Raw genomic sequence first — 25,936 nt, forward strand, 5'->3', positions numbered from 1 at the left:
GCCCGCCTCCCGTCGCACAGCCCGGGCACCAGCAAGCGGCCTCACCGCGGCCCGCGCCACCGGGGACGTCCGTACGGCCGAGCCGGCCGCACGGGACGTGACCGGTGCCCGCGGGCCGGGCCGGCGGGCACCGGAAGGGGGGTCGCGGACGGGAGGCGGGTGCGGGTCAGAGCCGGGAGAGCTCGTCCAGCAGGTCGTCCAGGCCCAGGGAGCCCTGGGACAGGGCGGCCATGTGCCACGCCTTCAGGTCGAAGGCGTCACCGTGCCGCGCACGGGCGTTCTCACGGCCCAGCAGCCAGGCACGCTCGCCGAGCTTGTAGCCGATCGCCTGGCCCGGGATCGTCAGGTACCGGGTCAGCTCGCTCTCCACGAAGTCCGCCGGACGGCTGCTGTGGGAGCCGAAGAACTCCTGCGCCAGCTCCGGGGTCCAGCGCTCACCGGGGTGGAACGGCGAGTCCGCCGGGATCTCCAGCTCCAGGTGCATGCCGATGTCGACGATCACCCGGGCCGCGCGCATCATCTGCGCGTCCAGGTAGCCGAGCCGCTCCTCCGGGTCCGTCAGATAGCCCAGTTCGTCCATCAGGCGCTCCGCGTACAGGGCCCAGCCCTCCGCGTTGGCGCTGACCCCGCCGACCGTGGCCTGGTAGCGGGAGAGGTCCTTGGCCACGTGCGCCCACTGCGCGAGCTGCAGATGATGCCCGGGCACGCCCTCGTGGTACCAGGTCGACACCAGGTCGTACACCGGGAACCGGGTCAGGCCCATGGTCGGCAGCCAGGTCCGGCCCGGACGTGAGAAGTCCTCCGACGGAGCGGTGTAGTACGGGGCGGCGGCACCGCCGGGCGGGGCGATGTGCGACTCCACCTTCCGCACCCGCTCGGCGAGTTCGAAGTGCGTGCCGTCCAGGTCCGCGATGGCCCGGTCCATCAGGCCCTGAAGCCACTCGCGGACCTCGTCCACGCCCTCGATGTGCCGGCCGTGCTCGTCCAGGTGCGCCAGCGCCACCCACGGCGTCCCGGCGCCGGGCAGGATCCTCTCCGCCTCCTGCTTCATCTCGCCGAGGATGCGGTGGAACTCCGACCAGCCGTACGCGTACGCCTCGTCCAGGTCCAGGTCGGTGCCGTTGAAGTAGCGGGCCCAGCGGGCGTACCGCTCGCGGCCCACCGTGTTCGGCGCTCCCTCGACGGCCGGCGCGTACACGTCCCGCATCCAGTCCCGCAGCCCGGCCAGCGCGGCCGTCGCCGTGCGGGCCGCCTCGTCCAGCTCCGCGCGCAGCGCGTCCGGACCGGCCGCGGCGAAGTCCTCGTACCAGCCGCGTCCCTTGCCGTCGGTGTCCGTCCACTCGGAGAGCTGCCCGATGTACGTCGCGGTCGGCCGGGGCGCCGCGTACAGCTTGCGCTCCAGGCCCAGCTCCAGGGACTCCCGGTAGCCCGCGACCGCGGCCGGCACCGCGCGCAGCCGCTGCGCGATCGCCGCCCAGTCCTCCTCGGTCTGCGCCGGCATCACCGTGAACACCTCCCGCACCGAGTGCCCGGGCGTGCTCATGTTGCCGACCGCACGCAGGTGCTCGTCGGCCTCGTGCACGGCCAGCTCGGCGGTCAGCCGCTCCCGCAGCAGCCGGCCGCAGCGGCGCTCCACGTCACTGTCCGCACCGGGCTGCCGCTCGGCCTCGTCGAGCCGCGCGAGCGTCGTCCGCATCAGCTCCGCCAGGGCCTCCTGGCCGGCCGGGGAGTAGTCGGGCAGCCTGGCCGAACTCTCCTTCACACCGAGGTAGGTACCGGTGACCGGGTCGAGGGCGATGAGGTCGTCCACGTATGCGTCGGCGACCTGACGGGGCAGCGGGATCTGGATCTCAGACATGGCGCCCATCCTCATACGCGGACAGTGCCTGCGTCACCCATGCATCCCGGATTCAGCCGGGGGCAGAAGCGGCCCGCAGTCCCACTGCTGGAAGATCAGCCGGGTCTCCACCCGGGCCACCTCCCGCCGCGCGGTGAACCCGTCCAGCACCAGCCGCTGCAGATCGGCCATGTCCGCCACGGCCACGTGCACCAGGTAGTCGTCGGGACCGGTCAGATGGAACACCGTCCGTGACTCCGGCAGCGCGCGGATCCGCTCCACGAACGGCCCCACCAGCTCCCGGCGGTGCGGCCGCACCTGCACCAGCAGCAGTGCCTCCAGGCCGCGTCCCAGCTTGGCCGGGTCGAGGCGCAGTTGGTGGCCGAGGATCACGCCCGCGCGGCGCAGCCGGGTCACCCGGTCCAGGCACGTCGACGGCGCCACCCCCACCTGGGCGGCGAGATCGCGGTAGGTGGTCCGGGCGTCGTTCTGCAGCAGTCGCAGCAGATGAAGATCCACCGGATCCAGTGCGACAGATTCGGCCATGCGCCGAACGTAGCACGGCGTCTCGCCCCCAGGGCCCGTCCAGTGTTCAACCTTCCGCCCATGGACACATCGAGCACCGGTGCCTACGACGCCCTACGCACCGCATCGAGAGCACTGGCCACCGAGGCCGTGCACGCCGGCCGCGACGACCTCGCCCGCCAGGGGCTGCACGCCCCGCCGATCGACCTGTCCACCACCTACCCCTCCTTCGACAGCCGGGGCGAGGCCGCCCGCATCGACGCCTTCGCCACCGACGGCGCCGACCCCGAGGGCCCGCCGATCTACGGCCGCCTCGGCAACCCGACCGTGGCCCGTTTCGAGACCGCCCTCGCCCGGCTGGAGGGCACCGAGTCGGCCGTCGCCTTCGCCAGCGGCATGGCCGCGCTCAGCGCGGTCCTCCTGGCGCGGTCCGCGGCGGGCCTGCGCCATGTGGTCGCCGTGCGCCCGCTGTACGGGTGCAGCGACCACCTGCTGACCGCCGGGCTCCTCGGCACCGAGGTCACCTGGACCGACCCGGCCGGGATCGCCGACGCGCTGCGCCCCGACACCGGTCTGGTGATGGTCGAGTCACCGGCCAACCCGACCCTCGCCGAGGTCGACCTGCGGGCCGTGGCCCACTCCTGCGGCTCGGTCCCGCTGCTCGCCGACAACACCTTCGCCACGCCGGTGCTGCAGCGTCCCGCAGAACACGGCGCACGGCTGGTGCTGCACAGCGCCACCAAGTACCTCGGCGGCCACGGCGACGTCCTCGCCGGTGTCGTGGCCTGCGACGAGGAGTTCGCCGGGCAGCTCCGGCAGATACGTTTCGCCACCGGTGGTGTCCTGCATCCGCTGGCCGGCTACCTGCTGCTCAGGGGCCTGTCCACGCTGCCCGTGCGAGTCCGGGCCGCCTCCGCGAGCGCCGCCGAACTGGCGGGCCGGCTCGCCGCCGACGCCCGGGTGGCCCGTGTCCACTACCCGAAGCTGGGCGGCGCGATGGTCGCCTTCGAGGTGCACGGCGACCCGCACGAGGTGATCGCCCGGGTCGGCCTGATCACCCCGGCGGTCAGCCTGGGCAGCGTCGACACCCTCATCCAGCACCCCGCGTCCATCAGCCACCGCATCGTCGACGCCGACGACCGGCGCGGCGCCGGGGTCAGCGACCGGCTGCTGCGCATGTCCGTGGGCCTGGAGGACGTCGACGACCTGTGGGCGGACCTGGACCGGGCACTGGGGGAGCGGACCCGCACGCCGGTCCCGCTGCGGGACGCCGCCCCCCTCCGGGAGACCGTGGGCTGAACGGGCCCGCACCGACGACGGCGGCCCGGGACGGGGGGGCAGGGCCGCCGTTCCCGACGCGGCCTCAGTCGCGGCGGGCCGCCTCGCCGAGCCGCCCCCCGCGGCCCTCGTGCGACGCCCGGGCGGCGGCGACGGCAGCGCTGTCCAGACGTGCCGTGACGACCAGGGTGCCCTCCTCGATCTGGTAGTCGAGGGGCAGCCCGAGGCCGCGCATCGCCGCGACCATCCCGGTGTTGGAGGCCTGCGTCACGGCGTACACGCTCTCGCAGCCGGCATCCACCGCCATCGCCACCAGTCGGCCGAGCAGTTCGGCGCCGATGCCGCGCCGCTGCCAGGCGTCCTCGACGAGCAGCGCGACCTCGGTCTCGTCGCCGTCCCACAGCAGATGGCCGAGGCCGACGATGCGCCCGGAGGCGGTCTGTGCGGCCAGCGTCCGGCCGAAGCGGGGGCTGAGCAGGTGGTTCAGATAGCGGTCGGCGTCCCCGACCGGCCCGTGGTAGCGCAGGCCGAGGGTGCGCCGCGAGCACCGCTCGTGCATGTCCCTGGCCGCCGCGAGATCGCCGGTGTCCACCCGGCGCACGGTGATGTCGGCGCCCTCGGGCAGCGTCAGCACGTCGTGGCCGTCCGGGATCCGCGGGCCGAGCCGGCTGTCCAGCTCCACCAGCGCCCTGGCCCGCGCGAACTCGGCCGGGGTGAACGGCAGATACGCCCGCTCCACGGTGAGCACGCCACCCTCGGGCGCCCGCAGCCGGATGACGGTGTCCTCCAGAACCCCCTCCGCGGGCACCGGCTCCGGCCCGCGGCCCCCGCCGAAGGGCGTGGAGGGCAGCGAGCGGATCGTGCACCGGCCCAGCAACTGCCTGAGTGCCAGCGGGAGTTCCGCCGTGTCCAGCGCGGTGCGCGCCGCGAGGGCCAGAACCCGGGTCGGGGCGTCCACCAGGTCGTGGGCGTCGGCCCGCTCGATCCAGGTGGACGTGCCGCCGGCCAGCGACACCGTCCGGGTGAGCTCGGTCGCCGTGAGCGCCTCGGGCGCCCGCAGCAGGAACTCGTCCACGGTGCCCTCGGCCAGCGGGTGCGTCTGCAGGCTCAGGATGTCGACCCGCTGTCCGGCCAGCGCCGTGCACAGCGCGGCCAGCGAGCCGGGCTCGTCCCGCACGGTGGTCCGCATCCGCCACAGCGCGCTCGCCCGGGCCGTGCCCGGTGCCGACGCGTCCGGGCCCTGCGCGGGCCCGGCCGGCCGCACCTCGGCGGCCGGCCGGGCACCGGTATGCCCGGCCGGCGGCGCGTGCCCGTGGCGGCGTGCCCACCAGGTGTGGAAGCCCGCCGTCGCGGCCAGCACGACCGCCGAGATCACCAGCAGCGCGGGACCGTCGGGGCCGTGTCCGATCAGGTTGGCCACGCCGTCCGCCACCGCCACCGCGGTGAACAGGGCGGCGAGTTCGACGAGGTCCCGCCGCCAGTGGTGCACGGGCCGGCCGTGCTTCGTCCGGGTCGCTCGAGACATGTCTGAAGTCATGCAGCCACTGTGAAGGAACGGTGTTGCGTGATCACGAACGACTTGTGACCGATGGGTAAAGCATGCTTCCGTCCTTTTTGTTGGATTTTCCAGTACCGGCGCCGGCTCAGGCGGCCGATTCCAGGGCCAGGGCGTCCCGCAGCCGCCCCGCCTGGGTGACCAGACGGGAGGAGCCACCGCGCGCGGCGGTCTCCGCCAGATGCGGCACCTCCCCGCGTGCCCCGGACCGCTCGGCGCACTCCGCCGCCACCTCCAGCAGGTCACCGAGGCCCCGGGCGGCCACGGCGGCCGCCTCGGGACGCGCGGCCGTGAGGCCGGCCAGCGGAACGGGCAGGGCGTGCCGGAGCGTCTCCCATATCGTCGCGTCGGCGCCCGTCGACGCCGCCGTCCGCGCCGAGTCGGCCAGCCGCCGCGCCTTCACGGCTCCGCTCGCCACCAGTTCGCCCAGGTCCGTGCCCAGCCGGACCGCGTCGAGCTGCCCCCGCGCGGCCAGCGCCAGCAGGGCGTCCACGGCGGCCAGCCGGTCCTCCTGATGCCGTGCGCCGAGCCCGTACGCCACGCACAGATGTACGGCGTCGCCGGCCTCGCCGCCCGCCTCGGCGAGCAGTGGCAGCACACTCGCACCCCGGCCGTCCTCCACCGCCGTGTCCGCGAGGTCGGGCAGCAGTCGTGCCGCGACCAGTTCGCGCCGCTCCGGCAGCACGGCGAGCCAGTGCGGACGTATCGAGTCGTCCCAGTGGTGGCAGTGCCGGCGGACGGTGAAGACGGAGACCGGGCGGCCGAGGCCGTGGAACTCCTGCGGGAACCCCTGCTGCAGCTCGGGGACTTCGGCCGTCTCCACCAGAATCCTCGGACCCGTGGTCCGCCGTCCGGCCGCCACCGGGGCGGTGGCGCCGGTACGCAGCCAGCGGGCGAGCCGCGCTCCGGAGGACTCCGTGCCGGCGCCCAGCCGGCGGGCGAGCCGGGCGCCCTCCCGGGTCCCCAGCGCCTTCGCCCGGGCCGCCGCCTCCCGGGCCGCCGCACCGTCGTCCCTGCGCACCCGCAGCAGGGCCTGGCCGAAGTCGGTCGGGCACACCCGCGCGTCCAGACGCCGGTACTCGGCGAGCCGGTCCACCAGGTCACCGGGCTCCAGCAGGCCCGTGCTCCAGGTGGGCGTGGCGAGCAGCAGCGGCAGCGGCTCCGCGCGCAGCCGGTACGCCAAGGCGTGCAGCCTGGCGTCGAAGACCCGGGCGAGAGCGCTGTGCGCGCACCCGCGTTCGCTCGGACCGCGTCTCACGGCATCGAGGAGATCGGCCGTGCGGACCCTGTCGTGCAGGGCCGCGAGGAGCAGGTCGAGGCCTTCCTGGGCGTTGCAGTGGCCGTAGCGGGTGTCGACGGCCAGGTGGTCGCGGCCCGGCCGGTTCGCGGCGGCCCACCAGCGCTGGGCGACCACCGGCGCGAGCGCCTCGCGCAGGGCGTCCGGGTCCCGGTACACGTGGCGCGCCAGGCCGTCGAGGGCCCGCTCGAAGGTGGCGACGTCACCGCCCGTGGCGAGCAGCGCGCCCAGTTCCTCGGCCAGTTCCTCGGCCGTCGCCGGCGCGGATGCGAGCCGGACCGGCTCGGGCACGGGCGGCAGCACCTCCTCGTACGCCGCCCGCGACTCCACCGCGACGTCCAGCAGGACCGCCGCCCGGGTGCGCAACGCCGGTGTCAACTGAAGTGCGGCAGCGGAGAGTCCGTCCCGCAGAACCGGGTCGCCCAGCTTCGCAGGGTGCCGTTCGACCAGCCTGAGCGCCCGTTCCTGCACCTGGGTGTCCTCGTGCCCGAACACCTGCGCCACGACAGGCAGCAGTTCCGCCGCCGCGCCCGGGTCACGCGCGAGGACCTTGCCGAGCAGCACGAGCTGGGCCCGGACCAGCTTCTTCTCACCGCGGAACAGCAGCCCCTCGGAGGCTTCGGTGAGCTGCCGCACGGTCAGCTCGCCGTCCAGCGCCAGCGCGCCGAGGACCGTCTGCGCATGCGTGGCGACGGGGGAGGCAGCGTCCCGCGCGAGCGCCGTCCAGTCGGGGATCCGGGCCCGTTCCTCCTCCCGGGTGAGCCCCAGCCCGGTCAGGACCGGCAGGAGGATCCGGTGGTCGGTGCCGCCGGCGCCGCGCAGCAGCCGGGCCACACAGGCGTCGACGAGGAGCGCGCGGTCCAGCAGTCCCTCCCGGGCCAGCGTCGCGAGCGCGCTCGGCCAGGAGTCCGGTCCGTCGCCCAGCAGCCGGCGGACCTCGGCCAGATCCGTGAGCGTGAAGAGACCGGCGACCAGCGGAGCGAGATTCGGCTCGCGGCGCAGCCGGTCGAGGACCTTGCCGCCGCTCCAACCGCCGCCGATGTGCCGGACCCAGCCGGTCACATAGGCGTCCGTCGCCGGCACCTCGCATCCCGACCGGCTCACCAGCCCGGCCATCAGCTCGTACGGCACGTCAGCGGACACGGGCCGCTGCGCCAGCCGGTGCGCGACATCGGCCAGCCAGCCGGCGGCCCGGGTCTCCAGGGCGCGCAGCAGGGCATCGGCGGGCGCGTGCTGCCGGCGCAGGTCGCCCGCTCCGAGCCAGGCGGCGGCCGCGGCGGCGCCGGTGTGACAGGCGGCCCCGGCCAGGTGCAGCGCCGGACGGACGCGCTGCGAGCGGCTGTCCCACGGGGAGAGCTCCCGCAACTCCTTGCGCAGCGCCTTCAGCCCGGGCAGGCACGCCCGCCGCTCGGCGTCCGTCATGCCCCGCACCACGCACAGCGTCTGCGCCGTCCGCCCGGCCCGTACGGCCTCCAACAGCGCGCTCATCGCAGACCCCCGTCGATTACGGCCGGCGCCGGCTGCGCCGCGGCGCCCCGCCGCGCCATCCGCACCGCCAGCGCGTGCTTGCACGGACCACGCCCGCCCCGGTACTTCGCCCACCAAAGACAGCTGCAGCTGAGCACCCCCGCCGCGTCCCGCACCCGGTGCGCGTGTCGGTCCTCGGCGGTCACCGTGGCCACCGTGCCGTCCAGGGTCACCGCGCCGGCCGCGACCAGCGCCCGGGCCGAGCGCAGCCGTGGGTTGTGCTTCTCGACGCGCCCGGCGTCGTAGGGCAGCTCCCGGTGGAAGTAGGCGGCCTCCGCCGTGTCGTAGCCGACGCGGCCCGAGGTGCCGAGGCGGACCAGGGCCGCGCGAACCCGGTCGGCGGTGAGACCCGAGGCCGCAGCGAGGTCGGCCACCTCGATCCGGGGCTCCCACGCCAGCAGAACCGCGATCAGCTCGGCGTCCCCCGCGGCCTCCTCGGTCGCGAGCGCGTCCAGGACGCCGCCCTCGCCGGAGAAGCCGCGCGAGGCGTCCGGCGACAGGGTCAGCGTGAGCCGCATGCCCGGCAGGACGACCTCCCAGGCGGCGGCCGCACCGGCCGTGCCCGCCGTGCCGCCGACCGCGGGGCCGTACACCCGAAGTGCCGTCGCGTGCCGCAGCATCCGCCGCAGCGCGCCCAGCCGCTCAGGACCCGGCAGGCACACGGCGCCCGGCACCGGCCGGGTCGTCGGCCGGAGCCCGCGGCCTACCGGCACCACCCAGCGCGGCCCGCCGGCGGCCCGCCGCCCCGCGCCCGCGCCGGGCAGCCCGCGCAGGAAGCGCACCGCCTCGCCGGCCGGGAGCTCCGCCCGCAGCTCGAACGCGGCCGCGATCACCTGGGCCTCGGCGAAGCCGCGCAGCCACCGGTCGGGCAGCGGGACCTTCTTCTCCACCACCGGGCCGTCCAGGGTGGTGACCCTCAACTCCTCGGGGCCGACGCGCAGATGCAGCGGATCGTCCGAGCCGATCCGGGACAGGGCCTCGCGCAGCGGGTCGTTGACGTCGACGTTCGTCGTGCCGTGCCCCACCTCGCCGCCGTCCAGGCCGGGGGTGAGGACGTCCAGCCGGGCGTACACCCCACCGCAGCCCGAGAAGGACTCGAAGCGCAGCCGGTCGCCGTTGCCGGTCACCACGGGGTCGAGCGAGGCGCGGGACTGCGGCTGGTAGTAGCGCGCCGCTGCCACGTCCGCCACCGCCAGCAGGGCCGCGGCGCCCGCCTGAGGCGCGGTCAGGAAGCCCGAGAAGAACCGCGGATGGTCCTCCGCGCCCGCGGGCGTCGCGCCGCGGGACGTTTCCAGCCCGAGGCGGCGTCCGTCCACCGCGGACTCCAGCGCGGAGGGTCGCCGGTAGGCCACGGCCTGCAGTGATCGCGTCATGGAAGAACCGTAGAGGCGACCACTGACAACGGGTCTGAGCTGGGAAAACGCTGCCGCGGCGGGGAGTTGGCGGGAGCTCGTGAGCGTGCCGCGCTCCGGGGGATGACGCCGGTGCGCGGCACGACATCGAGGGTACGGGACCCGGCGGCTCCGGTGGGGCCCTACTGACCGACCCGGCCCGGCTGCAGCGTCCGTGTGAACAGCACCGTGCCGTCCTGCTCGCGCAGCCGTACCGTCAGTTCGCCGCTGCCGCCGTCGATGTCGACCTCGCCGAAGAACTGGTAACCGCCGGCGGGCGAGACGTTCGACGCGGTCGGCGCCTTCACGAACACCCGCTCCGGGCCGAACGTGGCGTCCAGCGCGCTGGCCGGGAAGGCGCCGGCGTTCAGCGGGCCCGAGACGAACTCCCAGAACGGCTCGAAGTCGGTGAACGCCGCCCGCGACGGCTGGTAGTGCTGTGCCGAGGTGTGGTGGACGTCCGCCGTCAGCCACACCGTGCCGGTGATCCGGCGGTGCTTGACGAAGCGCAGCAGCTCGGCGATCTGCAGCTCCCGGCCCAGCGGGGCCCCCGGGTCGCCCTGCGCCACCGCCTCGAAGTTCGGCCGGCCCTCCGTGGTGTCGGGCACCACGAGACCGATCGGCATGTCCGCGGCGATCACCTTCCACACCGCCCGCGACCGTGCCAGCTCCCGCTTCAGCCACTCGAGCTGCTCACGGCCGAGGATGCCCTGCGGATCCGTGACCTGGTCGTCGGGCGAGTTGGCGTCGCGGTAGGTGCGCATGTCCAGCACGAACACGTCCAGCAGCGGGCCCTGGCGCAGCACGCGGTGGACCCGGCCCTCCTTCGCTCCCGGCCGCAGTGTAGAGAGCGGGAAGTACTCGCCGAACGCCCGCCGGGCGCGTGCCGCCAGCACGTCGATGCTCTTCTCCGTGTACCGGGTGTCCGAGGAGGCGATCACCTCGCCCGGGTACCAGTTGTTGCGCACCTCGTGGTCGTCCCACTGCACGATGGACGGCACCTGGGCGTTGAACCGCCTGAGGTTGTCGTCCAGCAGGTTGTAGCGGAAGTTGCCACGGTATTCGGCGAGGGTCTCGGCGACCTTCGCCTTCTCCTCGGTGGTGACGTTCCGCCAGGTGCCGCCGTCGGGCAGGGCCTGGGTGGCGGCGATGGGGCCGTCGGCGTAGATGTTGTCGCCGCTGCACAGGAAGAAGTCGGGGTTCAGCTTCGCCATCGCGTCGTAGATCCGGTAGCCGCCGCGGTCGGGGTTGATGCCCCAGCCCTGCCCGGCCAGGTCGCCCGACCAGAGGAACCGCACGCCGTCCCGGCGGTGCCGGGAGACGGTGCGGAAGGTGCCGGTCACCGGCTCGCCGGTGCGGCGCGGGTCGTCCGGGTCGGCGAGCAGCACCCGGTAGTGGATCTGCTTGCCGGAGGGCAGGCCGTGCAGCCGGGTGGTGCCGGTGAAGTCCGTGTCCGGGCCCAGCAGCGGGCCGTGCCACCGGCGCGGGTCGCGGAACGACTCGGTGGCCGAGGTCTCCACGATCATCCGGGCCGACCGGTCCGAACGCACCCACACCAGACCGGAGTCGGTGGTCACGTCGCCTGTCTGCACGCCCCAGTCCGCCGAGGGGCGCCCGGAGCGGGCGAAGGCGGGGGCCGCGCCGAGGCCCACGGGCAGGGTCAGGGCCGCCGACGCGGCGAGGGAGCCGCGCAGCACGCCGCGGCGGCCCGGGAACGGACGGTGGGACATGGCTGTGCCTCCAAGGACGGGATCCGGCCAGTGTGCAGAGCCACACCTACTGGTACGCCGCGGCGCGCGCGCGAACCGCAGGTGAACAATGGGCCGTCCCTGGGGCGTTCAGCCGGTCAGCGGCTGCCGTCGAGGATGACGCGGGCGACCAGCGCCGGGTCGTCGTTCATCGGGACGTGCCCGCAGCCCGGCAGCCGTACGAGACGGGCGTGCGGGATGATCGTCTTCGCCCGGACGCCCTGGCGGCGCATCAGGAGCCGGTCCTGGGCGCCCCAGGCGACGGTGACCGGCAGCCCCGGCAGATCGTCGGTGAACTGGACGGTGGTACCCGCCCGCAGGGTCGCGCCGAAGCCGGTGGCCCCGGCCAGCGCGAGCGTCTCGGCGACCACGGCGTCGGGGGAACGGCGGCCGGGGCGGCGGTAGATGGTGCTGGTCAGCGCGGTGCGCCCGGCCGCGGAGCGCGACAGCCGCTCAACCATCGGCAGCGGCAGCCGCTGGGCCACGCCCCGCATGGTCTGCAGCATCGCGAAGGCGTAGCGGCGTTCGGCCTGGGTCCAGAACCCGGCGGGGGACAGGGCGGTGACGGACCGTACGAGCTTCTCGCGGCCCAGTTCCAGGGCCAGCAGGCCGCCGAGCGAGTTTCCGGCCACATGCGGGCGGTCCAGTTCCAGTGCCTCGAAGAGGGCGGCGAGCACGGCGTTGGTCGTGGGCAGGTCGTAGGGCAGGCCGCCGGGCAGGCCGGGGGACGCGCCGAAGCCCGGCAGATCCACCGCGATCACCTCGCGCTCGGTGGCGAGGATGTCGACCACCGGGTCCCAGGCCTGCCGGTGGTGGCCGATGCCGTGCAGCAGGACGAGTGGCGCACCGCGTCCCACGCGCGCGTAGGAGACGGTCACGTCCCTCGGGCCGTGCGGAGTCGGGACCGGGAAGGTGGCGGTGGCGGACATGGAGTGCTCCTCGTCTGGGCTGCTGACGGACGCCGTAGACAGCTTGTCAGCAATTGCTACCGACGGGTAGCCCTTTGCTCGCTCCCGAAGCCGGCGCGGCCGCTCGCGCCGAGGGTCGCGGCGCGACCGGCTTCTGCGTGCTTCTCCGGGACGTCACACCCGCCCACGTGTGCGAACGCCGCGTGAACGCTGCGCGGTGCCGCCCCTGTGCGTTGCCCCAGGGATCGAGGATTGGTCTTGACCAAGGGTGTGGGCCGCCTTATGGTCGCAGATAAGTGCAACAACCTTTAATAAACAAGGGCGCTAAAAACCGCCGGACCACGGCACTTGCGGAGGACAGGGTGGGGACCACGCAGCTGGAATCGGTGCCGGAGCCGAAGTACTGGCATCTCAAGACCGTGCTCAGTGAGGCACTCGACTCGGAGTTCTCGGTCGGCGAGATCCTGCCCAACGAGCGCGATCTGGCCGCCCGCTTCGGCGTCGCCCGCGCCACGCTCCGCCAGGCACTCGAACAGCTGGAGCTGGAAGGCCGGCTCCAGCGCCGGCGCGGCGTCGGCACGACCGTCGCGCCCCCGCGCGTGGGCGTGGCCGTGGGCACCCGGCAGCACACCTGGCCGGGCTCCGGCGACGACGCCTGGCAGCCCGTGGACTGCGTCCGCTCCGCGCCGCCCGCCGCGGTGGCCGCCGCCCTGGAGACCGGCTCCGGGGAGCCGGTGCACATCGTGCGCCGCTCCCGGATGTCGGGCGGTCAGCGCGTCGCCACCGAACTGCTCCACATCCCCGACGCCGCGGTACCCGACCTGACCGCCATAGACGCCCCGTCCGGCGCGGCACGCGCGCGTGCGGTGCTGCGCGAGCTGCAGCGCCTGGAGCTGGAGGGCCAGGACCGTGCCGTCGAGCTGGGCTCGGCCCGCGCGGACGACGCCAAGGACCTCGACCGGCTGCCCGGCGCGCCCGTCCTCGTCGTCACCACGCGTTTCTTCGCCGAGGGCCGCACCGCCGCGCTCTCCGTGGCGACCTACCGCGCGGACACCTGCCGGCTGACCTTCGGAGACTCGCCCGACGTGGAGATACACCACGACCCCGAGCGGCGCGCCTCCTGAACGACGCACCTCCGCGCGCCCCGGAACTCCACCGGGGCGCGGTCCGGCGTCGGCCTCGCCGGTGGCCGTCGCCGCCGCCCCGACGATCAGGTGCCCGGTCTCACCGCCGCGCGGTGACCGTTCCCTCCACCGCGAACAGCTCCGCCTCGACGTGGTCGAGAGCCAGCCGCAGCGCACCCGTGGCCACGGCCGCCCCGCCGAGCGCGGACAGCGCCACCCTGGGCGGGCGCAGGCAGTAGCGAGCGAGCTCGCGGCGCAGCGGATCCAGCACACCGTCCAGGCCGGCGGCCCAGCCGCCGATCACCACCAGCTCGGGATCGAGGGCCAGCACCAGCGCGGCCACGTCGTGGACGAGCCGCTGGATGAACCGTTCGACCGCCGCCCCCGCCCGCAGGTCGCCCTCCCGGGCGAGCGCGAACACCTCGGCGACGGCCTGCTCGTCCAGCGGGTGCAGCGGCTCGTCGGTGGTGGACAGCAGCGTCTCCGGGGTCACCTCCCGGCCCAGCAGATGCAGTGCGCCGATCTCCCCGGCCGCCCCGCCGTACCCCCGGTGCAGCCGCCCGCCGATCAGCGCGCCCGCGCCCGGGCTGAGCCCGGCCAGGACGAACACCAGGTCGTCGGTCTCCGTCGCCGCGCCCTTCCAGTGCTCGGCGACGGCCGCCGCGTTGGCGTCGTTCTCCACCAGCACCGGGCACTTGAAGGAACGGCCGAGCCGTTCGCCGAGCCGCAGGCCCGTCCACCCGGGCAGCGCCGTGCCCAGCCGTACCGTCCCGTCCGCCTCCACGATCCCCGGTGAGGCCACGCCCACCGCCCGCAGCGAGCCGCGTGCCACCCCGGCCCGGCGCAGCAGTTCGGCGACCGCGCCGCGCAGCCGGTCCAGACGCTCGTCGGCCGGCGCCGTCTCGGCCACCTCCTTGGCCTGCGTGCCCAGCACCCGTCCGTCCAGGTCGGACAGGAGTGCCGCGACCCGGTGCGGGCCGATCTCCAGGCCCAGCAGATGCCCGGCCTCGGCCCGGAACCGGAACCGGCGGGCGGGCCGCCCCTGACGGCGCGCTGTGCCCTCGTCGGCGGCCTTCTCGACCACGAGCCCCGCCTCGATGAGCCCCTCGACGACGCCTTCGACGGTCGGCCGGGACAGACCGGTGACCCGGGTGACCTCGGTGAGCGTCGCGCAGTCCGTGGCCCGCAACGCGTGCAGCACCACCGCGGAGTTGATCCTTCGCAGCAGCGAGGGATCGCCGCCGGTAAGCTGCCCCACCGTCCGTCCTCCCAGCTCGCGGGCGTGTTGGGCGGATCGTACTCGGCCCGGCCCACCCCTGCGAGTGCCGGGCCCCGCCAACCCCGCGGCCCCCCGGGGTCAGCCGGGCGCGACGAACCCCGACTCGTAGGCGGCGATCACCGCCTGTGTGCGGTCCCGCGCCCCCAGCTTGGCCAGCACGGCGCTCACGTGCGACTTCACCGTCTCCGTCCCGACGACCAGCCGGGCGGCGATTTCCGCGTTCGACAGCCCCCGTGCCATCAGCCGCAGCACCTCCGCCTCACGTTCCGTCAGAGCGGCCCCGGTCAGCGGGGCGCCGGCCGCGTGCCGCTCCCCGAACCGGGCGGCGAGGCGCCGCACGGACGCCGGGAACAGCAGCGACTCGCCGTCCGCCACCAGCCGCACCGCGTGGACGATCTCGGCCGGCCGGGACCGCTTCAGCAGGAACCCGTCGGCGCCGGCGCGCAGCGCCTCGTACACGAACTCGTCGTCCTCGAAGGTGGTCACCACGATGATCTTGGGCGGCGCGTCCACCGTGCGCAGCACCGCGCGCGTGGCCTCGATCCCGTCCATCAGCGGCATCCGGACGTCCATCGCGACCACGTCCGGCCGAAGCCGGCGCACGAGCGGGATGACCGCCGCCCCGTCGGCGGCCTCGCCGACCACCCGGATGTCAGGCTGCGCCTCCAGCACGGCGCGCAGACCCGCGCGCACCAGGGGCTCGTCGTCGACCAGGAGTACGGTGACCGGCATCCGGCCAGCGTAGATCAACCGAGCGGCAGCTCCGTACGCACCTGCCAGTCGCCCTCGTCGGGGCCGGTGCGGGCACTGCCGCCGAGCAGCGCGGCGCGCTCCCGTATCCCGCGCAGCCCGCTGCCCCGCCCGGTCCCGGGCGGCCCGGCCGGCAGCGGACTGCGGACCTCCAGGGTGAGCGCGTCCGCGCGCACGGACACCCGGACCCGTACCGGGACGGCTCCCGCGTGCCGCAGCACATTGGTGAGCGCCTCCTGCAGGATCCGGTATCCCTCACGCGAGACGGGCCCCGGTACGGATGCCACCGGGCCGGTCACCTCTGCCTCGACCTTGGCGCCGGAGGCGCGTGCCGACTCCAGCAGGCGGTCGGCGTCGGCCAGGGTGGGCCGGGCGCTCGCCGGCCGCTCCGACTCGCGCAACACGCCGAGCACCCGCTCCAGATCGTCGAGCGCGGCCCGTCCGGTCTCCTCGATGGCCTCCAGCGCCCGGTCGGTGAACTCCGGATCGCCCGCCGCCCGCGCCGCGCCCGCCTGCACCACCGCCACCGTCAGGGCGTGCCCGATGGAGTCGTGCAACTCCCGTGCGATGCGCGTGCGTTCCAGTAGCCGTTCGGCGCGCTCCTCCAGTGCGGCCAGCCGCTCCGCGGTGGACGGCCCGAGCAGCCGACGGGCGCACACGGTGATCAGCTCGCCGAGTCCGACGACGGCCCCGTACAGGGCGAGCAGCGGCACCGGCGCCAGCAGGGCCCACGCCCGATCCGGCGGCAGCAGGTCCAGCAGGGGCACCCCCGAAGGAGCCCGCCCCCAGGCGGACTTCGCCAGCTCGTACGCCGCGATCGGCATCCACACCGAGAAGAACGCGGTCACCCAGCCGAGGAGGATCCGCAGCTCCAGCCACAGCACCACGCGGCCGCGGTCCCGCCAGCCCGTCGACGCGGTGGCGGAGATGCCGGGATTCTCCGCGCCGGGCGTCAGCAGCAGCCGGCCCTGGACGCCCTCGCCCACGCGCACGGCCGGCACCAGGCCGACCGGGACGAGCACGAGCGCGGGCACCCAGGGCTTCGACTCGTCGACCAGCATCCACACGCTCTGCACCAGCATGGGAACCCACAGATGCAGCAGACGCGTGTACGTCGTCCCGCGCGACAGCGGGCGCAGGAAGCGGACCATGGGCCCATCCTCGCAGGGGCCCCGGCGGCGGACCTCCCCCGTGCGGGGGAGACGCTCTCCACCGGCGGGGGAGGAGCCGACGCCCGTTCCCCGCAAGGCTGTTGCCATGACCAGCATCGACGTACGAGACCTCACCAAGGAGTACGGCGGCCGGCGCGCCGTGGACCGGCTCACCTTCGGCGTCCGTCCCGGCCGCGTCACCGGATTCCTCGGTCCCAACGGCTCCGGCAAGTCCACCACCATGCGGCTCGTCCTCGGCCTCGACCGGCCGACCTCCGGGACCGCCACTATCGGCGGCCGCGCCTACGCCGAACTCCAGGACCCCCTGCGCCGGGTGGGCGCCCTGCTGGACGCCGGGGCCGCGCACGGCTCCCGCAGCGCGCGTGACCATCTGCGGGCCCTGGCGGTGAGCAACCGCATCCCGGCCCACCGGGTGGACACCGTCCTGGAGCGGACCGGACTCGCCGCGGTGGCCCGCCGCCGGGTGCGGACGTACTCCCTGGGCATGCGCCAGCGGCTCGGCATCGCCGCCGCCCTCCTCGGCGACCCGGAGGTGATCCTTCTGGACGAGCCTGCCAACGGCCTCGACCCGGAGGGCATCATCTGGATCCGCACCCTGCTGCGCGGCCTCGCGGACGAGGGCCGCACGGTCCTCGTGTCCAGCCATCTGATGAACGAGACCGCCGCCTTCGCCGACCACCTGGTGATCCTCGGCCGGGGCCGCCTCCTCGCCGACACACCGGTGCAGGAGTTCATCCACGCGCGCGTGCGGCCCCGGGTCAGGGTCCGCACCACCGACGCCGCCGCGCTCGGCGGCCTGCTCGCCCGCCACGGCCACGACGCCTCCCAGGACGAGGACGGCACCTGGACCGTGCGGCACGCGCGCGTGGACGACATCGGCCGCCTGATGTCGGAGGCGGGCGTGCCCGTGCTGGAACTGACCGCCCAGGAGGCCACTCTCGAAGAGGCCTACCTCGATCTGACGGCCGCCGAGGCCGAGTTCACCGCTCAGCCCCAGGAGGTCTGACCATGCCGTTCACCCCGGTCCTGCACGCGGAGTGGATCAAGATCCGCACCCTGCGCTCGCTCGTCGGCAGCCTGGCCGCGGTCCTGCTCGCCACCGTCGCGTTCTCCGCGCTCTCCTCCGCCGACGCCGATGACACGGACCCGCTGTTCTCGGTGTTCTTCGGGATCAACTTCGGTCAGATCGCCGCGATCGCCTTCGGTACGACGGCGGTCTCCTCCGAGTTCCGGGGCGGCGCGCTGCGGCTGACGCTCGCGGCCGTTCCGGACCGGCGGCGGTGGTTCGCCGCGAAGGTGACGGCGATCGCCCTGCCGGTGCTGGCGACGGGGCTGCTCACCGGCCTCGTGACACTGCTGGTGGGCAAGGCCGTGCTCGGCGACTCCGGGCCCGCCTGGCCCGAGGGGCTGCGCGGCGCCGTCGGCTGCGGTCTCCACCTCACGCTGATGGCGCTGTTCGCCGCCGGACTCACGGCCGTCTCGCGCAGCGGCGTCGCGACGCTCTCCGTGCTCATCCCGTTCCTGCTGATCGTGTCCTTCGTCATCGGCGACATGTCCTCGGGCGTGGCCGACCTGCTGCCCGACCGGGCCGGTCAAGTCGCCCTGCACAGCACCCATGACGGAGCCCTCGGTCCGTGGACCGGGCTCGCGGTGGCCGCGCTCTGGGCGGCGGCGGCCCTCTTAGCGGGGGCCCGGAGCGTGCGGCGCAGGGATGCCTGACGGCACGCCAATTGTCAGTGGGGCCGGTTTTACTGGATCACATGGACATCGCGAACTGTCTCGCTCTGATCGAGCGGCTGTGCGGGCGGGAGTTCCCGCCGGAGCACGGCAGGACGGACGTCGGCACGGGCGGGCCCGGTTACCTGATAGCCGCCATACAGACCAGCGGCGACTTCCACGAGGACGACGGCACCGAGCGGGAGACGGTGGAGGCGCAGTACGAGGCCGACCGGGACGCGCTGGGCGAGCGGCTCGCCGAACGGTGGGGGCCGGCGGACGTGTTCGGTCTGGCCGGCGTGCTGCTGCGGAGCGCGGAGGGGGAGGAGGCGGCGGAGCCGTGGGGGACGCTGGCCGCGCACGTACCGGATCTGCACCTGTGGCGCGCGGAGTCGGGCCGCTGGGTCGCCCTGGGGGTGTCCCGGTGGGACGGCGAACCGCCGTTCCAGCTGCTGGCGGTGGTCACGGAGACCGACCCGCCCTGACCCCTCAGGCCTCCTCCGCGGCCTTCCGCAGCCGCGCGAACTCCTCCGCCATCGTCGCCGCCGTCCAGTGCGCGTTCAGCCCGCTGGGGTTGGGCAGCACCCACACCCGGGTGTCACCGATGGCTCCCTCCTGCGGACCCACCCCGGCCCTGCGGTCGCCGAAGGCGGCCCGGTACGCGGTCACGCCGACCACGGCCAGCCACCTCGGCCTCAGCCGCGTCACCCTGGCCGTCAGCGACTGCCCGCCCGCCACGTACTCCTCGGCGGTCAGCTCGTCGGCGCGGGCCGTCGCCCGCGCCACGACATTGGTGATACCGAGCCCGTACGTCAGCAGCTCCCGCTGCTCCGCGGGCTTCAGCAGCCTCGGCGTGAAGCCGGACAGATGCAGCACCGGCCAGAACCGGTTGCCCGGGCGTGCGAAGTGATGGCCCGTCGCAGCGGACATCAGACCGGGGTTGATGCCACAGAAGAGCACCCGGAGGCCGTCCGCGACCACGTCCGGGACGAGACGGTCGCGGGCGGCCTCCAGTTCCGCCGGGGTGAAGCGGGTCAGAGGATCGCTCCGGGGGTGTAGCCGGCCGCCTCGGGGTGCTGCTTGACGATCTCCTCGATCCGGCCGACGACCACACCGACCTGGGCGGCGGCCGCACCGGTGAAGGACAGCTTGTCGGCCATCAGCGCGGCCAGCTCCTCGCGGCCGAGCGGCAGCCGCTCGTCGGCGGCGAGCTTGTCGAGCAGGTCGTTGCGCTCGGCACCCTGCTCACGCATCGCGAGCGCGGTGGCCACGGCGTTCTCCTTGATGGCCTCGTGCCCGACCTCGCGGCCCACGCCCGCCCGGACGGCGCCCATGAGCACCTTCGTGGTGGCGAGGAACGGCAGGTACCGGTCCAGCTCGCGGGCGACGACGGCCGGGAAGGCGCCGAACTCGTCGAGCACGGTCAGGAAGGTCTCCAGCAGGCCGTCCAGGGCGAAGAACGCGTCGGGGAGGGCCACCCGGCGTACCACCGAGCACGAGACGTCGCCCTCGTTCCACTGGTCGCCCGCCAGCTCGCCGGTCATCGAGGCGTAGCCGCGCAGGATCACCATCAGGCCGTTGACGCGCTCGCAGGAGCGGGTGTTCATCTTGTGCGGCATCGCCGAGGAGCCCACCTGGCCCGGCTTGAAGCCCTCGGTGACCAGCTCGTGCCCGGCCATCAGCCGGACCGTCTTCGCCAGCGACGACGGCGCCGCGGCGAGCTGCACCAGCGCGGTCACGACCTCGTAGTCCAGCGAGCGCGGGTACACCTGGCCGACCGAGGTGAACGCCTGCGAGAAGCCCAGGTGCCGCGCGATGCGGTCCTCCAACTCGGCGAGCTTGGCCGCGTCGCCGCCGAGCAGGTCCAGCATGTCCTGGGCGGTGCCGACCGGGCCCTTGATGCCGCGCAGCGGGTAGCGGCCCAGCAGCTCCTCGACGCGGCCGTGGGCGACCAGCAGCTCGTCGGCGGCGGTCGCGAACCGCTTGCCGAGGGTGGTCGCCTGGGCGGCCACGTTGTGCGAGCGGCCCGCCATGACCAGCTCGGCGTACTCGCCCGCCAGCTTGCCGAGCCGGGCCAGGACGGCCACGGTGCGGTCGCGCATCAGCTCCAGGGAGAGCCGGATCTGGAGCTGCTCGACGTTCTCGGTGAGGTCACGGGAGGTCATGCCCTTGTGCACGTGCTCGTGCCCGGCGAGGTCGTTGAACTCCTCGATCCGGGCCTTCACGTCGTGCCGGGTGACCTTCTCGCGCTCGGCGATCGAGGCCAGGTCGACGGTGTCGAGGACGCGCTCGTAGTCGGCGATCGCCTCGTCCGGCACCTCGATGCCGAGGTCCTTCTGGGCGCGCAGCACGGCGAGCCAGAGCTGCCGCTCCAGCCTCACCTTCTGCTCGGGCGACCAGAGCGTGGCGAGCTCGGCGGAGGCGTAGCGTCCGGCGAGGACGTTCGGGATGCGGGGCTTGGCGGGAGCGGAAGTCACGTGTCCAGATTCTACTGGCGGTTCGTGCAGGCCAGCGCCACGGTCCCGTTCGGCGGAAGCTACGAGAGCCACGTCACGCCGAGAGGCGGGCCGGCCCGTCGCCGGGACCCGGCGCGCGGGCCTAGGCCCGCCCCTCGTACGGCAGCAGCTCGGGACGCTTGGCCGGGCGGCCGTCGCCGGAGGAACGGCCGGTCAGCCGGCGGCCTATCCACGGCAGCAGGTACTGCTGGGCGAACCGCGCGTCGGCGATCCGCCGGTGCATCCAGCCGGGCGGCAGCGTGGCCGGAACCGGGACGCGCCACTCGGTGTCCTCGGGCTCGTAGCCGAGCGCCTGCCACACCGCCTCGGCGACCCTGCGGTGCCCCTCGTCCGTCAGGTGCAGCCGGTCCACGTCCCACAGCCGGGGATCCGCCAGTGACGGCGCCCCGTACAGGTCGACCACCAGCGCGCCGTGCTTGGCGGCCAGCTCGTCGATGCAGGCGTACAGCTCCTCCATGCGCGGCCGGAACCGCTCCAGCACCGGGCCCTGCCGGCCGGGGCTGCGCATCAGCACGAGCTGTTCGCAGTTCGGCGCCAGCCGCTCCACGGCCTCCGTCAGCAGAGCCCGCACCCGGACCATGTCGCACTTGGGCCGCAGCGTGTCGTTGAGCCCGCCGACGAGGGTGATCACATCGGCGCCCATCGCGGCCGCCACGTCGACCTGCTCGTCGACGATCTGCTTGATCAGCTTGCCGCGCACCGCGAGGTTGGCGTAACGGAATCCGGGGGTGCGGACGGCCATCCGCGCGGCGAGCAGATCGGCCCAGCCCCGGTAGGAGCCGTCGGGCAGCAGGTCCGACATGCCCTCGGTGAAGGAGTCGCCGAGGGCGACCAGGCTGGTGTGCGCGGGCGGTATGGAATTCGTGTGCATGGCGTCAGCGATGGTAACCCGGCTCCATACCCGTCGGTCGGTCGCCCCCGGCCCGCTCGGGGCGGGCCGGGGACGACGGGGCCGGGCGGGCCGGGCGGCCCGTCGGGCGTGGGCTCAGGCTGGCTGCCCGAACAGCTCCCGCAGGACGTCCTCCATGGTCACGAGGCCCGCCAGCCGGCCGTCGTCGCCGAGCACGCCCGCCACGTGCGTACGGCTGCCGCGCATGGCGGTGAGCACGTCGTCCAGCGGTGTGCTCTCCCGCACGCGCGCGATGGGCCGCATGTCCCGCAGCCGGAACGGCACATCCCGCGGCAGGGCGTCCAGCGCGTCCTTCACGTGCAGATAGCCGACGATCCGGCGGCCCTCGTCGACCACGGGGAACCGGGAGAAGCCGGACTCGGCCGACAGCCGTTCCAACTGCTCGGCGGTGACGCCCACGCGCGCGTAGACCACCCGCCGGAGCGGGACGACCACGTCCCGGACCGGGCGGCGGCCCAGCTCCAGGGCGTCGTGCAGCCGCTCCTGCGCCCGGTCGTCGATCAGCCCCGCCTCGCTGGCGTCCTTGACGATCTCGGCGAGCTGGGTGTCCGTGAAGGTCGCCGACACCTCGTCCTTGGCCTCCACCCTGAGCAGCTTCAGCAGCCCGTTCGCGAAGGCGTTGATCGCGAAGATCACCGGGCGCAGCGCCCGGGAGAGCGCGACCAGCGGCGGGCCGAGCACCAGCGCGCTGCGCACGGGTTCGGCGAGCGAGATGTTCTTGGGCACCATCTCGCCCAGCAGCATGTGCAGATAGGTGGCCAGGGTCAGCGCGATCACGAAGGACACCGCGTGGCCCACACCCGTGGACACGCCGACCGCGTGGAACACCGGTTCCAGCAGATGCGCGATCGCCGGCTCGGCGACCACACCGAGGACCAGCGTGCACAGCGTGATGCCCAGCTGGGCGGCGGCCAGCAAAGCGGACACGTGCTCCAGGCCCCACAGCACGCTCTTCGCGCGCCGGTCGCCCTCCTGGGCGAGCGGCTCGATCTGCGAGCGGCGCACCGAGATCAGCGCGAACTCGGCACCCACGAAGAAGGCGTTGACGACGAGCGTCGCCAGGCCGATCAGCAGCTGTACGGCGGTCATCGCGCCCCCTCCTTCCGGCGGTCGTGCTCCTCGTCGTCCAGTGGCGCGTGCAGCAGCACCCGCGCGGCGCGGCGCCCCGAGGCGTCCACCACGTCCAGCCGCCAGCCGGCCACCTCGACGGTGTCCCCGACGCTGGGTATACGGCCCAGTTCGGTGGCGACGAGGCCGGCCAGCGTCTCGTACGGCCCCTCGGGTGCCCGCAGGCCCACCCGGGCGAGCTGGTCGGTGCGGGCGGCGCCGTCCGCGGAGTACAGGGCCCGGCCCTCGGTGTCGGCGCCCGCGGGGGCCAGGTCGGGCGTCTCGTGCGGGTCGTGCTCGTCACGCACCTCGCCGACGACCTCCTCGACGATGTCCTCGAGCGTGGCCACACCGGCCGTACCGCCGTACTCGTCGATGACGACGGCCATGGTGCGCCTGCCGGACAGCCGGTCCAGCAGCCGGTCGACGGTGAGGGACTCCGGCACCATCAGGGGTTCGCGCATCACCTGGCCGACGGAGCGGCGGGTGCGCTGGTCGGCGGGCATGGCCAGGACGTCCTTGATGTGGGCGACGCCGACGACCGAGTCTAGGCTGCCGCGGTAGACGGGGAACCGGGACAGGCCCGTCGCCCGGGTCGCGTTCGCGACGTCCTCACAGGTCGCCTGGGCGTCGAGGGCGACGACCTGGACGCGCGGGGTCATCACGTTCTCCGCCGTCAGGTCGGCCAGGTTCAGTGTCCGGACGAACAGCTCCGCGGTGTCCGCCTCCAGCGCGCCCGCCTTCGCGGAGTGCCGGGCGAGGGCCGCCAGTTCCTGCGGCCCCCGTGCGGAGGCCAGCTCCTCGGCAGGCTCGACACCGATCCGGCGCACCACCCGGTTGGCCATGTTGTTCAGGTGTGTGATGAAGGGGCGGAAGGCGGCGCTGAACCAGCGCTGCGCGTTGCCCACCCGTTTGGCCACGGCGAGCGGCGAGGAGATCGCCCAGTTCTTCGGCACCAGTTCGCCGACCACCATCAGGAACACCGTGGACAGGGCCGTGCCCAGCACCAGCGCGACGGTACTCGCCGTGGTGGCGGACAGGCCCAGCGCCTCGAAGGGCCCGGCGAGGAGCTTGGCGATGGAGGGCTCGGCGAGCATGCCGACCACCAGGTTGGTGACGGTGATGCCGAGCTGTGCGCCGGAGAGCTGGAAGGTCAGGTTCCGTACGGCCTTCAGGGCGCCCGCGGCGCCCCGCTCGCCGCGTTCGGCGGCCCGTTCCAGCTCTCCGCGCTCGACGGTGGTCAGCGAGAACTCGGCCGCCACGAACGCGCCGCAGGCCACGGCGAGCAGGATCGCCAGCAGGAGGAGCAGCACTTCGGTCATCGGGTCACCCCCGTCCCATGATCGGGCAGGGCCGGGCGGGGCGCGCGGTGTCGCGGACTGGGAGGATCGCCCATGGGCGGACTCTCACAACCTTTCATGGAGGGCCGAGTGCTCGCTCAATGGTAAAGGATGGGCAAAGAGTCCTGTGGATTCGGTCGGTGAACGGCGGGACACCGGTCCGTGCGGGGGCAGGATCCGGGCTGTGCGGCGGCGGGATCCGGTCCGTGAGCGGCCTGAGGTCGTTCCGTGAGCGGCCCGGGGTCAGTCCGTGAGCGGCTTCACCCAGCGCCGCCACCGCTCCTCGGGCCCGTACCCGGCGGCCCGCCACGCGTGGTGCGCGCTCTCGTTGCGGACCAGCACCATCGCGTCCGCGCGCCGCCCGCCGAGCGCCGCGAACCGCTTCTCGGCGGCGGCCAGCAGCGCCGAGCCGACGCCCTGCCGCCGCCGTCCGGGACACACCGCGAGCCGGTACAGATGGCAGCGCCAGCCGTCGAAGCCCGCGATCACCGTGCCGACCAGCTCGCCCTCCGCCTCGGCGAGGATCAGCGCCCCGGGATCGCGGGCGACCAACCGCTCCACCCCCTCGCGGTCGTCACTGATGCTGGTGCCCTCGGCGGCCGTCCGCCAGAACGCGAGGACGGCGTCCAGGTCGGCGGGCAGGGCGGGGCGCAGTCGGAGTTCGATCATGCGAAGACCCCATCACGCGAGGATTTTTCCGCCCGGGAATTCCATCATGCGGACTCCTCGCGCAACCGGGCCAGCACCGGGGCGAACTCCTCCATCGACGGCTCCAGGACCGTCAGATACGAGAACCCGAACCGCTCCCGCTGCGCCCGCACCCGCTCCACGAGGTGATCGAGCGGGCCGACCAGCACGATGGGCAGGGCCAGGGCCGCCTCCAGAGTGAGCTGCGGCCGGCGTTCGAGCAGGGGCCCCAGGACGGGCTCGGGATCGTCGGTGACGGCGACGATCTGGATTAGCAGGTTCAGCTCCGCCTCCTCGGGCCGGCCCGCCGCGTGCTCCCGGTACCGGGCCACCCGCTCGTCCAGCTCCCCGGCCGTCAGCGGCTCCAGCGTCCCGGCGGTGCGACCGGGCCGGGCTCCGGTGAACGCCGCGATGTCCGCGTGTTCGGCGGTCAGCCGCAGCATCCGGTCCCCGTTGGCGCCGATCAGCAGGGGCACCCCGCGCTGCTCGGGCTTCGGCCGGTGCTCCTGCGAGCCGAGCAGCCGGTCCAGCTCCTCGACCGTGCGCCGCAGATGATCCACCCGCTCGCGCGGGGAGCCGTACGGCAGCCCGGCCGTCTCGTGCTCGGCCTCGACGTAGCCCGTGCCGAGGCCGAGTTCGAGCCGGCCGCCGGTCAGCGCGTCGGTGGTCGCGACCTCGCGGGCCAGCAGCGCGGGGTTCCAGAAACCCGCGTTGAGCACGAAGGTGCCGAGGCGCGGCCGCTCGGTCGCCTCGGCGGCCGCCACCAGCGCCGGGAACGGCGCGACCATGCCGAGGTGGTCGGGGACCAGGATCACGTCGTACCCCAGCTCTTCGGCGCGGCGGCACGAGGCCCGCCACTCGGCGGCGGGCGAGGGCGTGAGCAGATTGACCCCGAAGCGGAACGGGCGCGGCATGAACTCTCCTCGACAGCAGGTGACTTGAGCCTGGCCCCACGATTCCATCACGCCTCCGCAGCGCCTCGCGGCAGCCCGTGCCGTCCCGTACAGAGGGCCACGATCGCGAACGCGCGGCCCGCGGACGCGCCACGCGCAGCCGGCGTCACACCACGCGTGGCCCGCGCCGCGGCTCGCGGGACGCCGGCCACGCGCCGCGCGGAAGCCCGTGCCGTCCCGTACAGAGGGCCACGATCGCGAACGCGCGGCCCGCGGACGCGCCACGCGCAGCCGGCGTCACACCACGCGTGGGCCGCGCCGCGGCGCGCGGGACGCCGGCCACGCGCCGCGCGGAAGCCCGTGCCGTCCCGTACAG

22 protein-coding genes are annotated in these 25,936 nt (G+C 74.3%); 5 read left to right on the forward strand and 17 right to left on the reverse strand.

Annotation, left to right across the window (positions count from 1 at the left end; translation table 11 throughout):
* Positions 1-166: 166 nt before the first annotated feature.
* Positions 167-1,858: a DUF885 domain-containing protein gene (locus ABZ478_RS15365; protein ID WP_359549199.1), complete on the reverse strand. Its 1,692-nt coding sequence runs from the start codon at positions 1,856-1,858 to the stop codon at positions 167-169.
* Between the two features lie 33 nt (positions 1,859-1,891).
* Positions 1,892-2,383, reverse strand: coding sequence for an Lrp/AsnC family transcriptional regulator (locus ABZ478_RS15370; protein ID WP_359549201.1), 492 nt, complete (start codon positions 2,381-2,383; stop codon positions 1,892-1,894).
* Between the two features lie 60 nt (positions 2,384-2,443).
* On the opposite strand from ABZ478_RS15370, the gene ABZ478_RS15375 reads away from it, so the two are divergent.
* Positions 2,444-3,661, forward strand: a complete 1,218-nt coding sequence (locus ABZ478_RS15375; RefSeq protein ID WP_359549203.1) for a PLP-dependent transferase — start codon at positions 2,444-2,446, stop codon at positions 3,659-3,661.
* Positions 3,662-3,725: 64 nt separating this feature from the next.
* Here ABZ478_RS15375 and ABZ478_RS15380 read toward each other — a convergent pair whose 3' ends face one another.
* The 5 genes from ABZ478_RS15380 to ABZ478_RS15400 all read right to left on the reverse strand — a co-directional run bounded on the left by ABZ478_RS15380 (position 3,726) and on the right by ABZ478_RS15400 (position 12,087).
* Positions 3,726-5,165, reverse strand: coding sequence for a GNAT family N-acetyltransferase (locus ABZ478_RS15380; RefSeq protein WP_359549205.1), 1,440 nt, complete (start codon positions 5,163-5,165; stop codon positions 3,726-3,728).
* Between the two features lie 118 nt (positions 5,166-5,283).
* A complete protein-coding gene (locus ABZ478_RS15385; RefSeq protein WP_359549207.1) occupies positions 5,284-7,980 on the reverse strand; it encodes a DUF6493 family protein in 2,697 nt (898 codons plus the stop codon).
* Positions 7,977-9,392 (reverse strand): SWIM zinc finger family protein, encoded by a 1,416-nt coding sequence (locus ABZ478_RS15390; protein WP_359549209.1) that lies wholly within the window; start codon positions 9,390-9,392, stop codon positions 7,977-7,979. The genes ABZ478_RS15385 and ABZ478_RS15390 overlap by 4 nt, the downstream gene beginning before the upstream one ends.
* 161 nt (positions 9,393-9,553) lie before the next feature.
* On the reverse strand, positions 9,554-11,140 hold the full coding sequence (locus ABZ478_RS15395; RefSeq protein ID WP_359549212.1) for an alkaline phosphatase D family protein: 1,587 nt from the start codon (positions 11,138-11,140) through the stop codon (positions 9,554-9,556).
* Positions 11,141-11,256: 116 nt separating this feature from the next.
* Complete coding sequence (locus tag ABZ478_RS15400; protein WP_359549213.1) at positions 11,257-12,087, reverse strand: alpha/beta fold hydrolase; 831 nt, start codon at positions 12,085-12,087, stop codon at positions 11,257-11,259.
* Positions 12,088-12,428: 341 nt separating this feature from the next.
* Here ABZ478_RS15400 and ABZ478_RS15405 point away from each other — a divergent pair, with 341 nt between their 5' ends.
* A complete protein-coding gene (locus ABZ478_RS15405; protein ID WP_359549215.1) occupies positions 12,429-13,190 on the forward strand; it encodes a GntR family transcriptional regulator in 762 nt (253 codons plus the stop codon).
* Positions 13,191-13,290: 100 nt separating this feature from the next.
* Here the strand turns inward: ABZ478_RS15405 and ABZ478_RS15410 are convergent, their stop codons facing one another.
* From ABZ478_RS15410 to ABZ478_RS15420, 3 genes are all read right to left on the reverse strand, one after another.
* Positions 13,291-14,448: an ROK family transcriptional regulator gene (locus ABZ478_RS15410; protein WP_359549218.1), complete on the reverse strand. Its 1,158-nt coding sequence runs from the start codon at positions 14,446-14,448 to the stop codon at positions 13,291-13,293.
* 99 nt (positions 14,449-14,547) lie between these two features.
* Entirely contained in the window at positions 14,548-15,201 is a 654-nt protein-coding gene (locus ABZ478_RS15415; RefSeq protein ID WP_359549221.1) for a response regulator transcription factor, read from the reverse strand.
* 14 nt (positions 15,202-15,215) lie between these two features.
* Positions 15,216-16,370 (reverse strand): histidine kinase, encoded by a 1,155-nt coding sequence (locus ABZ478_RS15420; RefSeq protein ID WP_359549223.1) that lies wholly within the window; start codon positions 16,368-16,370, stop codon positions 15,216-15,218.
* Between the two features lie 106 nt (positions 16,371-16,476).
* Here ABZ478_RS15420 and ABZ478_RS15425 point away from each other — a divergent pair, with 106 nt between their 5' ends.
* From ABZ478_RS15425 to ABZ478_RS15435, 3 genes are read left to right on the forward strand one after another with little or no spacing between them, the layout of a single operon-like run.
* Positions 16,477-17,397 carry an ATP-binding cassette domain-containing protein gene (locus ABZ478_RS15425; protein ID WP_359549225.1) on the forward strand — a complete coding sequence of 307 codons (921 nt, stop codon included), beginning with the start codon at positions 16,477-16,479 and terminating at the stop codon, positions 17,395-17,397.
* Between the two features lie 2 nt (positions 17,398-17,399).
* Positions 17,400-18,110, forward strand: coding sequence for an ABC transporter permease subunit (locus ABZ478_RS15430; protein WP_359549228.1), 711 nt, complete (start codon positions 17,400-17,402; stop codon positions 18,108-18,110).
* Positions 18,111-18,151: 41 nt separating this feature from the next.
* Positions 18,152-18,592, forward strand: a complete 441-nt coding sequence (locus ABZ478_RS15435) for a hypothetical protein (RefSeq protein WP_359549230.1) — start codon at positions 18,152-18,154, stop codon at positions 18,590-18,592.
* 4 nt (positions 18,593-18,596) lie between these two features.
* Here ABZ478_RS15435 and mug read toward each other — a convergent pair whose 3' ends face one another.
* From mug to ABZ478_RS15470, 7 genes are all read right to left on the reverse strand, one after another.
* Entirely contained in the window at positions 18,597-19,145 is a 549-nt protein-coding gene (mug, locus tag ABZ478_RS15440) for a G/U mismatch-specific DNA glycosylase (protein ID WP_359549568.1), read from the reverse strand.
* Positions 19,142-20,584: an adenylosuccinate lyase gene (purB, locus tag ABZ478_RS15445; protein ID WP_358930045.1), complete on the reverse strand. Its 1,443-nt coding sequence runs from the start codon at positions 20,582-20,584 to the stop codon at positions 19,142-19,144. Before purB ends, mug begins: the two co-directional genes overlap by 4 nt.
* Before the next feature lie 121 nt (positions 20,585-20,705).
* Positions 20,706-21,494: an SGNH/GDSL hydrolase family protein gene (locus ABZ478_RS15450; RefSeq protein ID WP_359549232.1), complete on the reverse strand. Its 789-nt coding sequence runs from the start codon at positions 21,492-21,494 to the stop codon at positions 20,706-20,708.
* 114 nt (positions 21,495-21,608) lie between these two features.
* Positions 21,609-22,622, reverse strand: a complete 1,014-nt coding sequence (locus ABZ478_RS15455) for a hemolysin family protein (protein ID WP_359549234.1) — start codon at positions 22,620-22,622, stop codon at positions 21,609-21,611.
* Positions 22,619-23,962: a hemolysin family protein gene (locus ABZ478_RS15460; RefSeq protein ID WP_359549236.1), complete on the reverse strand. Its 1,344-nt coding sequence runs from the start codon at positions 23,960-23,962 to the stop codon at positions 22,619-22,621. The genes ABZ478_RS15455 and ABZ478_RS15460 overlap by 4 nt, the downstream gene beginning before the upstream one ends.
* 261 nt (positions 23,963-24,223) lie before the next feature.
* Positions 24,224-24,649 carry a GNAT family N-acetyltransferase gene (locus ABZ478_RS15465; protein WP_359549238.1) on the reverse strand — a complete coding sequence of 142 codons (426 nt, stop codon included), beginning with the start codon at positions 24,647-24,649 and terminating at the stop codon, positions 24,224-24,226.
* Between the two features lie 44 nt (positions 24,650-24,693).
* On the reverse strand, positions 24,694-25,581 hold the full coding sequence (locus ABZ478_RS15470; protein WP_359549240.1) for an LLM class F420-dependent oxidoreductase: 888 nt from the start codon (positions 25,579-25,581) through the stop codon (positions 24,694-24,696).
* Positions 25,582-25,936: the final 355 nt, after the last annotated feature.

The organism is Streptomyces sp. NPDC005706 (genome assembly GCF_040631045.1).
Classification (GTDB): Bacteria; Actinomycetota; Actinomycetes; order Streptomycetales; family Streptomycetaceae; genus Streptomyces.

Bases quoted from the DNA above. Each gene is read 5' to 3' on its own strand.
- ABZ478_RS15365 (WP_359549199.1), bottom strand. From the start codon at position 1,858: ATGTCTGAGATCCAGATCCCGCTGCCCCGTCAGGTCGCCGACGCATAC.
- ABZ478_RS15370 (WP_359549201.1), bottom strand. From the start codon at position 2,383: ATGGCCGAATCTGTCGCACTGGATCCGGTGGATCTTCATCTGCTGCGA.
- ABZ478_RS15375 (WP_359549203.1), top strand. From the start codon at position 2,444: ATGGACACATCGAGCACCGGTGCCTACGACGCCCTACGCACCGCATCG.
- ABZ478_RS15380 (WP_359549205.1), bottom strand. From the start codon at position 5,165: ATGTCTCGAGCGACCCGGACGAAGCACGGCCGGCCCGTGCACCACTGG.
- ABZ478_RS15385 (WP_359549207.1), bottom strand. From the start codon at position 7,980: ATGAGCGCGCTGTTGGAGGCCGTACGGGCCGGGCGGACGGCGCAGACG.
- ABZ478_RS15390 (WP_359549209.1), bottom strand. From the start codon at position 9,392: ATGACGCGATCACTGCAGGCCGTGGCCTACCGGCGACCCTCCGCGCTG.
- ABZ478_RS15395 (WP_359549212.1), bottom strand. From the start codon at position 11,140: ATGTCCCACCGTCCGTTCCCGGGCCGCCGCGGCGTGCTGCGCGGCTCC.
- ABZ478_RS15400 (WP_359549213.1), bottom strand. From the start codon at position 12,087: ATGTCCGCCACCGCCACCTTCCCGGTCCCGACTCCGCACGGCCCGAGG.
- ABZ478_RS15415 (WP_359549221.1), bottom strand. From the start codon at position 15,201: ATGCCGGTCACCGTACTCCTGGTCGACGACGAGCCCCTGGTGCGCGCG.
- ABZ478_RS15420 (WP_359549223.1), bottom strand. From the start codon at position 16,370: ATGGTCCGCTTCCTGCGCCCGCTGTCGCGCGGGACGACGTACACGCGT.
- ABZ478_RS15425 (WP_359549225.1), top strand. From the start codon at position 16,477: ATGACCAGCATCGACGTACGAGACCTCACCAAGGAGTACGGCGGCCGG.
- ABZ478_RS15430 (WP_359549228.1), top strand. From the start codon at position 17,400: ATGCCGTTCACCCCGGTCCTGCACGCGGAGTGGATCAAGATCCGCACC.
- ABZ478_RS15435 (WP_359549230.1), top strand. From the start codon at position 18,152: ATGGACATCGCGAACTGTCTCGCTCTGATCGAGCGGCTGTGCGGGCGG.
- ABZ478_RS15450 (WP_359549232.1), bottom strand. From the start codon at position 21,494: ATGCACACGAATTCCATACCGCCCGCGCACACCAGCCTGGTCGCCCTC.
- ABZ478_RS15455 (WP_359549234.1), bottom strand. From the start codon at position 22,622: ATGACCGCCGTACAGCTGCTGATCGGCCTGGCGACGCTCGTCGTCAAC.
- ABZ478_RS15460 (WP_359549236.1), bottom strand. From the start codon at position 23,962: ATGACCGAAGTGCTGCTCCTCCTGCTGGCGATCCTGCTCGCCGTGGCC.
- ABZ478_RS15465 (WP_359549238.1), bottom strand. From the start codon at position 24,649: ATGATCGAACTCCGACTGCGCCCCGCCCTGCCCGCCGACCTGGACGCC.
- ABZ478_RS15470 (WP_359549240.1), bottom strand. From the start codon at position 25,581: ATGCCGCGCCCGTTCCGCTTCGGGGTCAATCTGCTCACGCCCTCGCCC.